Consider the following 15331-nt stretch of genomic DNA (forward strand, 5'->3'; position numbering starts at 1 on the left):
GATTACTTGTAATTATGCCACTTCTAATTTGAGGCTTTTTCCTAAAGCTTGAGCATAATTTACAAGGGTAGATAAACGAATATCCTCTGCATGATTTTCGATTCTTGAAATTGCAGATTTGCCGGTTTTTAACTTGTTTGCCACCTGTTCCTGGGTAAGCCCTGCTTCAAGCCGAGCTTCCTTGAGTAGAGCACCAATTTTAAACTGCTCATAACCCTTCTCATAGTTCTGAGCAAATTTCGGACTCTTGCTTTTTCTTTTTTCAATATATTTATCAAGGTCATCCATAATTATCTCCTGCTCAAATAGTCTTTCTTTCTTTTTTCCGCTAATTTTATCTCTTTTTGGGGAGTTTTCCGGGTTTTCTTTTGAAAGGAGTTTGTCAAAATGATCAATTCACGCTCGTGAATAAAACCAAGAAGACGAAAAATATTCTTTCCAACACTTACCCTTACTTCCCAGATATCATCTGTGTTGACCAGTTTTTTAAAGTATTTAGTTGAGATGTTTCGAGTCTCTCGTATTAACTTCAAAACCCAAGTAATTTTAGTAACTTGAGAATCAGAAAGAGAATCCAGGTGTTCTTCTACAGGGCATTTCCCTGTTACGGTCTTGTAAAATGATATCAATTTCATGGAGATAAAGTATACATATATGTGAACAGTGTCAAGAAACTTAAAAAGGAGCAATTGAAAGGAAACAATTATTCACACCATATAATCCGTCTCAAGGTTAATGCTGTTATACGCTGCCATGGTAACAGGATTCAATGCCTTGACTGTAAATTTACCCTCAAAATTCATCTGCATTTTCAAGGTCAGGCGAATCTGCTCACCCCTTTTGATGAACACGGTTCCTGTGGTTGGATTGACAACACCACCAGCCTTTGCCTCTCCCACCACATTGCCCTTTTTGTCATGGGCCTCCACCAGAATCTCAAGGTCAGAACCGGCCGAGAAGAGATCTCCTGCCACCATGATATCAATAACAGGAAAACGGACGCTGATCTTTTTTGCCCCATTCTTGTAGGAGATGACAACGGATTGGGGTTCATTATCAGCATCATTTTTATTTTCCCCGTTCAAAGAGAGGGTAAGCACCGGAACAATGGCTTCCTGCAATGATGCACCCCCATGAAAATAGATAAGCCCATCACGGTACGGAGCCATGCTTTTGGGGCCTGCAATACTTGAATAATCACCACGAATACCAAGCTTTTCTGCTGGAATCAAAAAATTATAGAAATCTTCAGACCCTTTACCCATCATGCAGCGATCATGGACATTGAGCCAGTCACCCTGGGGTTTACTGCAAACATCCCCTGCTTCGGAATAGGTGTTGAGGAAAAAACCATGATCTGTGGCAATCACCACATCCTGAAATCCCATTTTTTCCAGCTTATGAATGGCCACACGAATGCGTTTTAAGGTATCATGAATCAACCCAATGGTAGTTTCCGGATTGGATTCCATGTGGTTGTCAATATCCACACTGCGAAGCACCAGAAGCTCCACACTTTCAGGGATTGTTTTTTTGGAATTGATAAAATCAGCAAGCTTCATCTCATTGAACCGCTGGCCAAATCGTTTTTTGAACACCTCCATCCGCTTGCTCACGTTGGGTATCTCAACATCCTCAAACATGGGGATAATGCCCTTATCCCCTTTTTTAAGACTCAAAGCCGTGCCAGCACCAGGCAGAAGGCTTGCCATGCCAACAGGCGTGATGGTGGGAAATGCGGCACATGCAGCTTTAAGATCAACCTGGCCATTTTCTGAAAGCTGCTTTTCCAGCTCAACCCCAAGCTCGTACCGAAGGGCATCAATGAGCAGATAGGCAACCCGGTGTCCGCTGACCATTAATTTAGGGGCAATCAACTTGTCAAAAACATCCATGTTATGCAGCATGGCACCCGGGGGCCACCCCTCTTTTTCTAAGTGTCTGATAAAGATGGTCTGAACCTTGTCCACTAGACCACGGTATCGTAACCGTGCATGATCAATCACACCCGCCATTATGTCGGTGTTATCAATGTAATCGGAAACAGACTGCTCAAACTCACGCTGGAGGCGATCTGCTTCACGCAAGCCGGTTAAATAAAAATCAATTATAGCTCCCATATTTGCAGAGTGTCTGCCAAGTGCCCGCAGAAGATCATCGCAGGATGTAACAAGTTGAAGGGCAGAAGAGACAAGCCCCCATTGGGCCTGACTTTCACCCTTTCCCACCCATACGGTTTTGGAGTGCCTCTCAATTATCAGACGGGTTTTGTCCCTGTTGTTCTTGATGATTGAATCAATGCCCTGTTTTAAGAAAGTACGCTCTTCAAAGGGGAATGTGTCTCTGTCACCCAGATCCTTGATATCAGAGCAGAGCAAGGGCAGATCCAGAGCCTTTTCAATGGTCTCAGCCCTGTCAATATAGGTTGTCTGGGTGCGAAGATCGTTTCTGAGTCCATCGCACAGGTCAAAAACCAGTGACTTTGCCTCCTTGGGGGCACAGGGCACATCTGATAACCCTTGTGGTAAATCACCTGGAAAATCAAATGCAAATTCACTGAAGAGCAGAAACCGCCACAACTCGTCAGCAATGGCAGCCCATGATTTTATATCTGTTTTCAGTTTCAAGCCAAGGCAAACCATGACAAGGTCTGATGCTTCACTGAGCCATGATTTCTGTCTTTTCAGTTTTGCCATCTCGCCCCCATCAGGAGAGAGCAGAACCAACAAGATGTCCCGTGCAGATTCCTTATTTAGAAGTGCCCTGAGATTGGGCCATTTTTTTCCGCTGCCAACGGCATCAATTACAGCAAAACCCGGATTTGGATCATTATCAAATATTTTCCGAATCTCTGTGGCGTGGTCAGGTTTGGCTTTGATACAAAGATCCATATATCCGTCACCGTCACCTTCCGGAAATATGGTGCCGCAGGCCGTATAGATGGAGAAGGGGTCGTGCTGTCTCTCTTCATCTGTCATGGGTTTCTTTACGGGAATATAGACGACCATCCCCTTTACCTGGGGGTTATTTTCTCCAAGCTGTTTGAATGTGGAAAGTGCAGCTTCACGGCTCTCGATACTGCTTTGTGATGCGTCAACCACCTTTATATGCTCATCAGCAAGTTCCAGGCAGACATCCCGATATCTGCCATCGGGATCATAGACCGTCAGAACCCCTTTTTTCTGGAGACGTGGGAGCAGAGTCTGTGTTTGAATAAATTGTGCAATACTCATGGGTCAGGAGTCCTTTTGTTTTGCCTTTTTACGCCTTTTTTTCTTTGGCTTTTCAGGTGGTTCTTCATACAGATCTTCAAGATCATGGGCAATGGCAAGGGATTTGTCTGTTCTGCATTTTTCCGTTACCCGTTCCGGCCATATGCTGTAGGCAAGGTGTGCCCAGTCATAATCGCCTTTTTCCAGCTTTTCCCAGGTCTCCTTTAACTTTTTCTGCCAGGTTTTGTGCTGGAAGAGTTTCCATAATGGGGATGCTGTGATTTGTACGCCGTCGTTCAGGTTGGGTTTCCAGAACTTGGCGATGCGGAGGAGTTCGTCCCTGAAATCTTTCAGTTCCGCTTCCAGATCGGTGAACTTGGTCAACTCTTTTTCCTCGCTGGTGGTGCGGTCGGACTTACTACGAAGATCTTTCAGATCGTTAGATACATTTTTGAGATTGGGTTCTACAAAATCGTTGACGCAGGTGTAGAGAGTTTCACCAGAAATTTTCGGATAATAAACCCAAAGAGTATAACCTTCTGAAATCGTAGATAATGGCCAATAGATGGGAGCACTTCGACGGCTCTTGCTGTAGGTTTTCAGATGCTGACTAAAGCAGTCTCTTTGCAGCCAACGTTGTATGTCAGTCGAGACCTCTACTTTTACATGGGATAAGACTTTCTCAACAAGGTGAGCAAGATCGTTGGGATGGTTCACATCTTCCGGCAGAATTCCACAATGTTTTAAAAATGGGTCATCGTTTTCGGGAAGCATTCCCGGGCTGATGGATGGTAATGGATCAAAGGGTTCCGGTTCTGCCGGCATTGACCGTTCCCCGGTGGCAAGTCGAATATCAAAACGGCCAAAAATTACACCTAAGCTCCAACTCAAAATAGAGTCTATTTGATCCTTATCCAATGGAGCAACAGTCTCCCCGTCCCCATCTTCCAGGTCATTTTTCTCATGTTCATCTGTTTTCTGACCTTGCAAGGCGGCTAAACGGTCTTTTTCTGAAAAGCCATACAGATCAAAGGCAATCTCATCAATCTCTTTTTGAATAGCCGCCAACTTGCGTTCAATCTCTGAAGGAACAAAATGACTTTGTCGGGTCAGCAACGCTTCCGGCAAAAAAAAGGCATGGGAGGTTTCTTCCGTAGTATCCAAAGATCGCTTAACAGACCATGCACGACGTGCCAAGTCAGCAAGTTGTTTTTCCTGATCGGATGTTAAAATAGGAAGCGGTGTTTTCTTAATGACCCCAACTTCATATGAACGTGCCGCCGCATCGGCAGCAGCTAATTGAAGTGACACAAGTAATCCGAATGCTTTATTATTCATTAAACTCAGTAATGCTAACAAGGCATTGCTTGCGTTATCCTCTACAAATGCAGCCGGACCTTTATGACCAAAAATGCAATTTCGAGGCATAGCCCGTAAACCAAATCCACTCGTTGTACGCAATGGCCAAGTGAGTCCGGGTCGGAGGTATAAAGCAGTATTCTGAGGGCGCGAAAGTAATTTTCCCGATCTTTTATCGAATAAATTTCGAATTTCTTTTCCTTCATATTTCCAATTTACCGTCAAATACACATCCGAGTAAAATGGCGAATATGCTCCACCTTTGGCAAAATCTTTCCAGCCTTTTCCAGACTGCTCCCACCAGGTTCGCACAAATCGAAAATCCTCTGCGGTTGCAAGACCTTGACTGGCGGTTCGTTTTTCTGATTCAAATGCTGGAAATTTTTCAAACACAGCTCTTACGGAATCACTGACCCAATAGGCGAAGGGTGCTCCCGGAACCGCGAGGAAGGAATCCGATGCGACCTGGAAAACTCGGTTGCCATCCTTCCCATACCGGAAAGCATCACAGGAAGCGGGCAAGTTCTCCGCTTTGTCTTTGTTGGCGAGCAGGCGGAGAAATGAGGTTTTGACGGATGTTTTGACAGGGGGCTGGTCATCGGTTTTGGCCGCAGTTTTATCTGATTGTTTGACCAGCACATAGGCGGCAGCTTCCACCATGGCATCATCCATTACGCCATAGCCCAGATCGGCCATGACCTCTGGTTTGCCTGTCCCCAACACCACCTGTTCACGCCATTTTTGGAAACTGGAAAGAAAAAAGCAGGTGCGGGATGTAATCGCCCCAATACGTCCGCCGGAGCGGAGAAGAGCCAGGCCACGCTCAACAAAGATAGCGAGTAAATCATTTTTGCTGCACGGATATGCTTTGGAAAGGGGTTGCTTGCTGTTTGCCGCCAAAGCTCCGAAGGGCGGATTCATCAAGACCACATCAAATTTTTCATTACAAAGATCAATCAGTCGCAACCCCTGCAAGGCATCTTCTGCATACAAATGACCTTGATAAGAGGAAAGCCCTGCCGTTGAAAAAGTGCGGAGTGCCTTACGCAAACGCTTTTCTGCGGATTCCCATTGCTGAATATCTTCTTGTTTGAACAGGCCGCCATGTTCACCGAATATTTTTTTTATTAGGCGAGGAAGCTCGGTCTCCGCTTTTAAAATGATGCCTTGTTCTGGCATTCTGTCAAGAAGTGTCAATGTTTGATCAAACAGTTCTGCATCGAGATCATCCAGGTTATTTATAAATTGATCCCGCAATTCAGACTCCCTGGGAGGTGCAACTGCCGGAACCACATTCCCCTGACCAATGAGCGGTCGGTTTTGAGCTTTAACATCAGCGTCATGCCAGGCTCGCTGTGCACGCAGCCAAAGTGCCAATGAAGCGATCTGAGCGGCACGGGGATCAATGTCCACACCGTAAATATTGTGCTCAATAATGAGTTTTGGCACATCCAGCAGATAGTCATGGCGGTTGGCATAGGTTTTACAGAGTGGTTTTAGCCCTTGATCCGATGAAGTGGAAATGTTCAATGAACCTGCACCGTGCTCCTGTTCCCATTCCCATGCTTCGTGGTAAATGTCCAGAAACAAATCAAAGGCATATAAACCAAAGTGCATTGAGCCGCAGGCCGGGTCTAACAATCTTAATGTTCGCGGATCTCTTGGATTGCCTGAGCCTTCCAGATTTTCATCGTGTTTAACCATCAGATAGCGACAACGGTGTCTCAAAGATGTTTTATCACCAAGGGCATCCACCCATAGTCGCCCAAGGGTGTTGTCTGTCAAAAACTCCACCACATAACGAGGGGTAAAAAACTGATTCCTGACAGCAAGTTCCCTGCTGTTGCGGGGTGCCTGGGAAGCATCCCGCATCTTTTTTCGCTCTTCTTTGGAGTTGAAATATTGATAAATCCACCCGATGGTCTCATCTTCAGCCCAAAGCTTTTCAATATCTGGATGGTTTATAAGATCAAGCAGTTCCAGTAATTTGGACTCCTTGGGAAAGAGTCGCCCCTGTGGTGAAAACCTGTCAAACAGCACCTTTAAATCCAGGGAAAACTCATCAAAAATACTGAAGATATAATGCCTGTAAGCATCCCCTGACTCACCCAGAGCTGATCCCGCCATATAGGAGTAAAGCTGAAATCCCTGGGACTGATACCCCTTGCCAATGGATTCCATTAAAATACCACGGGCTTCAGCCATGCGGAGAGCTGCCATGCGGTTGAGGATTGTAAACGCCTGCTCACGGACAATTCGGGAGAGTACCTCTTTTTTTCCTGAACCTGGGGTTGTGGCAAGATAGTGCTCCATGGTTTCCCGCAGGATTCCTGCGGTTTCCCTTCCGGCATCGTCAAGGAAATTGAGATTGGAAAGCTTGGAAACCTCTCCTGTCTCCGGGTTCAAACCGAACTCATTTTGAAGCTGCCTTGTAAATTCGTCACTTAATAGAGTTCTTGCATCAGTTACAAAACGCTGGAGCCTGTTGCGGGTGGTCTGATCAAATGCCATATGATTTTAATCCTGAATGTTATTCTGTTTTGTTATCTTCAGAAATATTCCTGCATAATAATGTAGGGGAAACCGTTCACTTTGAATTTACATACTCTTGAAGAATATTATTAATTTCAGTTTGCCAACCTTTACCACGGGCCTTGAAAAAATCTACAATTTCACTATTCAGTCGAATAGTGAGCTGTTTTTTGGGATTGGTTTTTGGTATGCGTCCACGCTTTGGTAATGCATCCAATAGCTCTTTGGGTAAGACTTCGGATACCGGACGCATGTTCTTGAAATCTTCGGAAGTCAACTCCCTGACTTCACCGTCATTATCGATCAATGGTTGCCTGCTCATATCTTTTTACCTCCCGTGAATTGGCTTTCCTGAAGCTGATGACCCTGATTCCGCCATGAACAGGCGTAAAACAGAGAATGTGCAATCTCTTATGAAGATAGATTGTGGCGACAAACCGTGTCTCTGGGTAATCCTTTCGTACATCTTCAATAATCTGTGCTGTACTCCAATCCAGGTCTGCTGCCTGTTCAAAAGAGAGGTTGCGATTATCAATATTCCATTTGTTTTTGTCTGAATCATATTCAATCTTCATAAGTATATTTATTGTAGGGAGAACAAATCAGAGCGTCAAGGATAAACCAAATAGACAGGGTAGCCACAGGAAGCTGCCCCTAAATAGTGCTAATGCTGATTTCAATATCCTGATAACATGCTGCTTCCTCTTTAAGATCTTGGAAACTTTGTATCAGGTCATCCACTTGACTGGGTTCAGACAGTGTTGAAGGGATAGAAATGGTTCTGGACAGCTTTGTTCTCTCCTCACCCTCTTTTTTCTTTTTCCCCTTTTCCAGACGCCTTTTTTTACGCTCCCTGCCATCCTTTACAATCTTCTCTTTCAGCTCATTGATGTGTGAATTGATATCAAAATCCTGATGAATGAGCTGGTACAGCCCCTTTAGATCAGGCTCTACCTCTTTAATCAGATCATCCAGACCGGAAAGCACATTGTTCTGCTCCTCCTGGGTAAACTCAACCCATTGGGGTATCTGCAACAGAGCCTTTTCCGCATTTTTTATAATCTGCTTCTGGGCTTCCATCATCTCCTGGGCAGCCTTTTTTGCCTGGCTTTGCAGGGAGGTCAAAATGGTGTTCAGGTCGGCGGCATGTTTATAGAAATCATCCTTGTTTAAGTGATCTCCCAGTTTTGTCAACTCACTTTCCAACTCTTTTTTAAGTGCTCCAGGCACACCTGAATTGGGAAGTTTTTCAATATCTTTGCGGTGTTCCAGCAGCTCTTTCAAGGTTTTCTCAAGGCCGCTTTCAAGGGCTTTTTTAATCTCATCAGCCCTTCTCAGGTTTTCATACAAAAGAGAATCTTCTCCGCCAAGCCTCTGGGGTGCATCTGAACCATCGGTCAGAAGCACATCTGTGATCTCCTGGTTCATCTGAAGTATCTGGTCTCTTCCCGGAAGAGCATATGTGGCCATTTTCTCTGCAAGGGAGCCAAATTTGTGCTGAATTTCAGGAAACGATTTTGTTGTGGCTTTGCTGATAACATCTTCCAGGGGGATGATGTTGTCTCCTAAAAGGATTGTCAGCCTTTGAGCAGCACGGGCAAGGATCTCCATGGAGGGACGCTCATCACGGAGGGATACGCCAATGGGTTTAAAGGCGTTGTTTGTCTTCAGGGCATCAATTGCCTTTTGACCGTTGACAGTAACTTCATGCCCTGACACCTTTAGTTTTATCTCACCTGCCACAAGAAGAGATGCGATAAGATAGCGAAGTGTATCCTGTGACCAGCCAAATGGTGCCTCTGTAAAATGTTCCATGAGCCGTTTGCCATCCACAGTACCGTTTTTATCTATGTAATCCCGAATGCTTAAAAGTGCTTTATGATCGAATTTTATACTGGGGGTTCCCCCATTCATCTGAACAAGCCCCAATGGGTCAATCTTGTCTGTTATGGCGGACAGATTACCGATCTTGAGAAATTTTTCCGCCAGAGCGGTTTCTGCACGAACAGATGCCTCCTTGTTCCTGTCAAAGATTTGTGCCGCAACTTTTGCAAGATGTTTTTTGGCTGCCTCCAGAACATCCGGATTCAAGCTCTCAACTGCGGTTGACTGGCCCTTGAAGATAAAGGAGCCCTGGCTTAAACTCCGCTTGATAAGATGTTGCAGTTCACTGATTAACTTGTTGGATCTGTCCACCTGACTTGTGCAGTACTCTTTGACAGACTGATCTGGATCGTTTCTGTGACGACGGGCTATCTCCTGGCACTTGAAAATCTCCTTTACCTTGTTATCAATATCAGAGTGGGTTCGCCCCAGAAGGTAGATGATGTATTGGGAAGATCTATGCCTTGAGTCATCAATGAAGCGTGTTCTGACGGTGTCATAATCCGAAGGTTCCACAAATTCTACTATGGTTTGAATGGTATCCTTATCCCCTGTGATGGTTGATATCATAGACCCGCTTTGCACCTTTAATCCGGTTCTGACAGAGAGGGATTCGTTTAAACGGGTTGAGGGAAGGGGGCTGAAAGCTGATTTTAACGCCTCATTGAAAATTCGACGGGTATCTGCTGTACGCAGGGGTATCTGGGAGCGTTCCTGCTCAATATCATTGAGTTTTTCACTGAAAAAACAGAGGTTGTTGTCCTGTTCTCCAAAGGGTACAAGGGGATCGTTTATCAGCTCCTGCACTGCTTTTTCCACCTGATCCTTTTTAGAATCGGCATCCACAGACGGGTGCATTAAACTTGCCACATTTTGAACGGTAACAGGCAGGTTGCCAAGGATCTGGAGAACGGCAACGGCCTTTGCAATATCCTTATGCAGCTCTGAATCGGGAAACCGGATCAACACCTTTTCCACAGCCTGGTGAATATGTGAAAATGCCCTTTGAATGTCCTTTTCAAGGGTCTCATAGAGGGTAACCGTAGTGGCAAGCCACCCCACCTCTTGATCGACAACCGAGCGTCTGCCCTGGCTGCCCTCTAACAATATATCCTGAATCACCTTTATGGCGGAACGAAGGCCGATACCACCGGTTGATTTGGCCAAAGCTCCAAGAAGGTGGAGGAGAATATCAAAATGGGCAGGAAGAAAGGGGTAGAGGTTTATGAAGGTCTTTTTATCAAAATCAACACCATAATATTTTGCATCCTCAAGCTTTGTATTGTGGCGTAACGCCTGACCATGTTTATCAAAAATTGCCCCCAGTTCAGCCTCTCCGGTGGAGGATTTACCAAGAAGCCTTTTATAGCAGATCTCTTTAATGTCACTGGATTCAAGGTCGATCTGAATGGGAAACCTATCTTTGAGTTTATAGAGATCAGGAGAGTTCAAGGCAGCGTGGGCATTATCTTCTGTGAGTGTCTGCTGGGCAGTGCCGATGAACCACACCTTGCCGTCACCGATCTGCTTGAGATTTTTGGCAAGGCCATCCAGATTGAGGATAAGGTTTTTACGGGACCCCACATACTGCCCCACTTCATCCACAATAAAGATGATATACTGTTTATCCGAGGTTTCCCGGATAATATCGATCATCTCCTGGACACGCTCGTTTTCAAAGCGGATAATGGTGCTTGTCTCTGTTGAAAATGAGGTCTCATCCTTGAAAATATTGGGATACATCCGGTGGGCTATCTCCGGAATAATGCTGTCCACCACCAGTTCATCATTTTGATAGTCCCCCCACTCCACATCATACTCTTTTCTGACAATATCAAGGAACTCCTGATAGCGACCCTCTTTTTTTATTTTGCGTTCTAGGGTGGCAACCTTTAAGTTTCGGGAATAACCGGCCCACTGCAATACCTTGTAATAGAGGACAGTGGATACCTCTTCCATGGTTGCTCCGACAAGCTGCTCACTTGCAAGATCAAGGAGCAGCACAGATGCAGGGAACCGTTTGGTGATGGTGGAGAGCAGTGCCCGGCTTGCAGGCCTGTTCAGACGATCCTGCAGATGTTTCATAAAAGGGGTGCCATCCAGTTCAACGGCGTTATCAAAAGATAATCCCAGGTATTTTGTAAATGAACTTTTACCTGAACCGTAAAAACCTGAGACCCAGACACCAACTTCATTTTCTCCTCCCACATCCATACCCACCTGCATCTTTTCCAGCAGTTTTTCAAACTGCTCTTCAATGCTGTCTGTGACAACATATTCTGAAATTTCCGATTTCAGGCGATGTGACTGGGATGCACTGTAGGTGATCACCTTTTCAATGGTTCGGTGTATATCTTTGTTGGGATCAAATAAACTGTTTATGTTCATTCCAATAGATTCCTTTTAATATGTACACTCAAAGGCGACACCTTCATTTCTTTCCCAGCAGTTATTGAATTTGTCTGAATCAGGATAACCAGGATGAAAAAGATGTTCAGGATATATAATCCTGCCTTATCCTGTTAATCCTGGGTATCCTGATTCAGACAGTATTAACAATGCTCAAAAGTTCATAGGTGTCGATTTTTAATATGTATAGCTAACCACCCACATGAACAGAACGATAGTTTCCATCCTCTGGATAGAAGCCCAAAAATTTAAGTTGCGTCTTGCCCGTTCTCTTTCCAGGGTAGAGAAAGACCGTGGGAACCTGGAATTTACCCTGCAACTGCCCCTCAATGGAGCCGATTCTCATGTAGGGATGCAACGCCTCAAGATCGGTCACAAGCACAATGGCATTTTTTTTATCACTGACAGATTCAAGCAAATCTTCGAGTCTTTTCTGAAGCTCGCCTTTTCCAAGTGCATTGGCAAGGGACTGATTTGTTTTTTTCCATTCATGGGGGGCTTTTTTATCCCCTGCAATCCAGATTTTACGCAATCGGGCATTTTTGAAAATATCGGCAATGGTGTCGGAAATCGAGAAAAGATGGACATCCCACCCCTCATTGGAAAGTTTTGACTTCCATGCGGTGGTTTGCCGTTTCACCTCAAGCATTTTGTCCGGATCAAATATGAGATAAAAGATGGGTTCAAAGCTGGCATAACTAAGTTCTCTGCCACGGCGTATTCGTTCCATGAGTTCATTAAAATCTGCCTTGAGCGATGACATCCAGAACCTCCTCCATATGTTTAAATTTCCATCCTATTCGGGTGACATCCCCTGCTGACTGGATCATCAGGTAATTTTTCAGGGATAATCGTTTCAGTTCGCTTCGTACATCTTCGGGTTCAAGGCCAAAAATTCCCCAATCTTTATGGGAGATAGCAGCGTTGTCCCCCAGACCTGAAAAATGAAGATCATGAATGAGTATGGCGGCAACCTTTAATTCCAGATGAACAGGGAGAAGTTTTCGCTCGGATTTGCGGATTTTTTCCAGGAAACCGAAATCAGAACAACAACCGGTCAGATATGAGGAGACTTTTTTGATGGTACTCTCCGACCAGGTTTTCTTTGTCTTTCCCTCTTCAACTGCCCTTGCCACAAACTCTTTTGCATCGTCATTGGTGAGGGTCTCATAGCCGCTGGAGTATTGTACCCAATAGACCTGGCGTATAAAATCTGCAAGGATGGCGTTTGCCCTGCATGTATAAAGGCAGAGAAGCTGGTTGAACTCATTTGATGAGAACAAGCTCTGGTGGTGTTTCAATAGGGTTGCAGGAAGGGCATCATCTGCAAGGTATCGGGGGGCAAAGCACTCAAGCACAATATTCTTTAACCGCCTTGCTGAAACAGTGGCAAACTCACCTGAGTTCAAAGCGGCTTGAAATAGTGAAGAGGAATCCAGGGCGGAATCCCAGAGGTTTAATAAAATTTTTGTTTCATTTATTAAGCCCAGACCGGCACTTAGTTGTGTTGTGTAGTGTTTTCGTTCTTCTGTCACTTGTTGTCCTTACAATTTACTGTCCTTCAGAATCTATTGTCTTTCAGAATTTACTGGTATCTTTCATTTATCGGTTTACACTTTTTGAGGCTTATTCTTTTGTCTGAATCACGGATTAAACGGATTAAAAGATTACACTGATTGAAAAAAATCTGTGTAATTTGCGTAATCTGTGGCAATCCGTGATTCAGACAATTAAAGGAAAGTGTAAACTACTTTTAAGCTGATATGAAGGATGTCAATTTACTGTCCTAAAATATGGGATGACCTGAACCTTGTTTAAAAATGCACAGTGATATAGATTGGCTATATCGTGTAAGGAATCTTGGTCGGATTTTTGGCCGGATTCTTCCATGAAAAAATCATCAATGGTGCCCATAAGGACTGGCCCTTCCTTGATCTGTGAACATCCCTGGATCTGTGAAGAAGAGGCAATGAAATCAGACAGAGCATGTTCAGCACTCTCTTTATCAACAATTGCCTCCTTTATCTCTGAAACAAACGCCCCATCATGAAGCAGTTGAAACAACGACAGTTCAATATTTTCAGGCAGCCTGAACAGATGATAAACCTCACCCACACCGATATGCTCATCATGCACCCGTGCGGCAGCCTCTTTTACCCCCTGATATTGTGCAATAAATGAGGTTTTTCCAAAAACCGGATTTAAAAATGATGAGCTTGTGGGGCTGAAAAATGAACTTGACCACCAGTTTGCTTGACCCTTTTCCCCAAGATAACCTGTCAGGATTCTTAATGTTGCTATGGATTTTATTTTATTGGTACTCATCTATTGTCTCAACCTTGTGCATTGGAATTGTAATAATGATTGTAGTGAAAAAGCTTGTCCGTGAACTTAAATACTCAAAACCGGCCAATTATTTCTTTTTCAGCAGATATTGCATTTGTCTGAATCAGGATAAGCAGGATGGACAGGATGTTCAGGATATACAATCCTGATTTATCCTGTTAATCTTGGGTATCCTGATTCAGACATTATTGACAAAGCTCAAAAGATCATAGTTGTCGTGTTTGAGTAAACACTCGTGGCAGTAGAGACAAGGCATGCCTTGTCTCTACTACTTCCACCCCGGATATGAAAATTTGTATCCATTTTCACGGTAAATACTTCACACCATTATTAAATCGAACTTATAAGAACATAAGTTTGTTTAAAATGGTCATTATTGCCATAGCAGTAAATTATAATCAAGGATTTTTATGATCATATAAACTGTTGTCAGTTTGACTGGCATAATATATGGTGGGTATTATGAATATAGATGAATTAAAAAAATGCAAGAGTCGTAATGACATAAGAATGGATGAACTTTTGAGCATCGCAAATTTTTTTATTGATATGATTGTGCCGGAGCAAGCATCGGAAAGGGTTTCAAAAAAACTAAAGTGAAGGGAAAAAAATGATATGCTCTATTCCAGGAAAGCCATGAGATACGCCATCATCAAAAGCCCCCTCTTACAGAGTTTTGAGGGGGAGAATAGTTCAAAAAGGGTACTCTCAATAAAGGATTCACACGTTGTCTTGATCTACTGAATTATCACCGTATAAGGTTTTCAAACTCTTTTATACTTTTTGCACTGCCCATAACTACAACAGTGTCTCCACTTTTAAATTTTGTATTTGCTTCAGGATTAAATATCATTTTTCCTTCTTTATCCTGTATGGCAATAACAATCAAATTCATTTTCTGGCGGATTCCAGAGTCCACAAGGCTGACATTATCAAGTTTTGACCCCTGCCTGACATGAACTTCTTCAAACTGAAATTCGGTTGAATCATCATTGAATGCAGTTTCAAGGAATTTAATGACCGTTGGCCGTAAAATCGCATGGGCTATGCGCCGGGCACCGATATCATAGGGAGATATTACTTTGTTGGCGCCTGCTTCCTCCAGCATTTTTCTGGATGAATCCCTGGATGCACGGGCTACAATAAAAATATCAGGATTCAACTTCCTTGCCAACTGTACAAGCAGAACATTCTCTTCATCTTTTCCCACGCCTGCAATGATACCGGAAGCCTTTTTTATCCCTGCCCTGATCAACATATTGTCATCAGCCGCTTCTCCGATCAGGTAAAGAACGCCATCTTCATCAAGTTTATCTTCATGATTAGACTCTTTTTCTACGACCACAACGTCAATGTACTTCTGGACTAAATACTGTGTCAGCAACCGGCCGATTCTGCCATAGCCGCATACGATATAATGAGCATCAAGTTTTTTAATTTGATTGTCCAATTACAGCCTCCTGGTAAACGAAAAATAATGTCAAATTTCACCTGCTTTTTTTATTTCAATATTTGCAACTCATTTTTAAAAAAATCCTGGCTGGGTTTGTTCTTTAAAACATTTTTATTTTCAGGACCTTCCTTTATAG

The 15331-nt window shown here is 43.8% G+C and carries 12 protein-coding genes; 1 reads left to right on the top strand and 11 read right to left on the bottom strand.

Annotated features, from left to right (window positions below; genetic code table 11):
- Nucleotides 1-12: 12 nt before the first annotated feature.
- The 10 genes from MTBBW1_RS12140 to MTBBW1_RS12190 all read right to left on the bottom strand — a co-directional run bounded on the left by MTBBW1_RS12140 (nucleotide 13) and on the right by MTBBW1_RS12190 (nucleotide 13721).
- Nucleotides 13-288 carry a helix-turn-helix domain-containing protein gene (locus MTBBW1_RS12140; protein WP_080803987.1) on the bottom strand — a complete coding sequence of 92 codons (276 nt, stop codon included), beginning with the start codon at nucleotides 286-288 and terminating at the stop codon, nucleotides 13-15.
- A 2-nt stretch (nucleotides 289-290) separates the two neighbouring features.
- Nucleotides 291-635 carry a type II toxin-antitoxin system RelE/ParE family toxin gene (locus tag MTBBW1_RS12145; RefSeq protein WP_080804186.1) on the bottom strand — a complete coding sequence of 115 codons (345 nt, stop codon included), beginning with the start codon at nucleotides 633-635 and terminating at the stop codon, nucleotides 291-293.
- 72 nt (nucleotides 636-707) lie between these two features.
- On the bottom strand, nucleotides 708-3233 hold the full coding sequence (locus MTBBW1_RS12150) for a PglZ domain-containing protein (protein ID WP_080803989.1): 2526 nt from the start codon (nucleotides 3231-3233) through the stop codon (nucleotides 708-710).
- Nucleotides 3234-3236: 3 nt separating this feature from the next.
- A complete protein-coding gene (gene pglX / locus MTBBW1_RS27800) occupies nucleotides 3237-7082 on the bottom strand; it encodes a BREX-1 system adenine-specific DNA-methyltransferase PglX (RefSeq protein ID WP_139786756.1) in 3846 nt (1281 codons plus the stop codon).
- Between the two features lie 76 nt (nucleotides 7083-7158).
- Entirely contained in the window at nucleotides 7159-7425 is a 267-nt protein-coding gene (locus MTBBW1_RS12165; RefSeq protein WP_080803991.1) for a BrnA antitoxin family protein, read from the bottom strand.
- On the bottom strand, nucleotides 7400-7678 hold the full coding sequence (locus MTBBW1_RS12170; protein WP_080803993.1) for a BrnT family toxin: 279 nt from the start codon (nucleotides 7676-7678) through the stop codon (nucleotides 7400-7402). Before MTBBW1_RS12170 ends, MTBBW1_RS12165 begins: the two co-directional genes overlap by 26 nt.
- A 79-nt stretch (nucleotides 7679-7757) precedes the next feature.
- Nucleotides 7758-11375, bottom strand: a complete 3618-nt coding sequence (gene brxC / locus MTBBW1_RS12175) for a BREX system P-loop protein BrxC (protein ID WP_080803995.1) — start codon at nucleotides 11373-11375, stop codon at nucleotides 7758-7760.
- 211 nt (nucleotides 11376-11586) lie between these two features.
- On the bottom strand, nucleotides 11587-12159 hold the full coding sequence (locus tag MTBBW1_RS12180) for a BREX protein BrxB domain-containing protein (RefSeq protein WP_080803997.1): 573 nt from the start codon (nucleotides 12157-12159) through the stop codon (nucleotides 11587-11589).
- Nucleotides 12134-12931, bottom strand: a complete 798-nt coding sequence (locus MTBBW1_RS12185) for a DUF1819 family protein (protein ID WP_080803999.1) — start codon at nucleotides 12929-12931, stop codon at nucleotides 12134-12136. Before MTBBW1_RS12185 ends, MTBBW1_RS12180 begins: the two co-directional genes overlap by 26 nt.
- A gap of 238 nt (nucleotides 12932-13169) precedes the next feature.
- Entirely contained in the window at nucleotides 13170-13721 is a 552-nt protein-coding gene (locus tag MTBBW1_RS12190) for a BrxE family protein (protein WP_080804001.1), read from the bottom strand.
- A 483-nt stretch (nucleotides 13722-14204) separates the two neighbouring features.
- On the opposite strand from MTBBW1_RS12190, the gene MTBBW1_RS28355 reads away from it, so the two are divergent.
- A complete protein-coding gene (locus MTBBW1_RS28355) occupies nucleotides 14205-14342 on the top strand; it encodes a hypothetical protein (protein WP_186441240.1) in 138 nt (45 codons plus the stop codon).
- A 148-nt stretch (nucleotides 14343-14490) separates the two neighbouring features.
- On the opposite strand, the gene MTBBW1_RS12195 is transcribed toward MTBBW1_RS28355, so the two are convergent.
- A complete protein-coding gene (locus tag MTBBW1_RS12195) occupies nucleotides 14491-15192 on the bottom strand; it encodes a potassium channel family protein (protein ID WP_080804003.1) in 702 nt (233 codons plus the stop codon).
- Nucleotides 15193-15331 lie beyond the last annotated feature (139 nt).

Source organism: Desulfamplus magnetovallimortis (assembly GCF_900170035.1).
Taxonomy (GTDB): Bacteria; Desulfobacterota; Desulfobacteria; order Desulfobacterales; family Desulfobacteraceae; genus Desulfamplus; species Desulfamplus magnetovallimortis.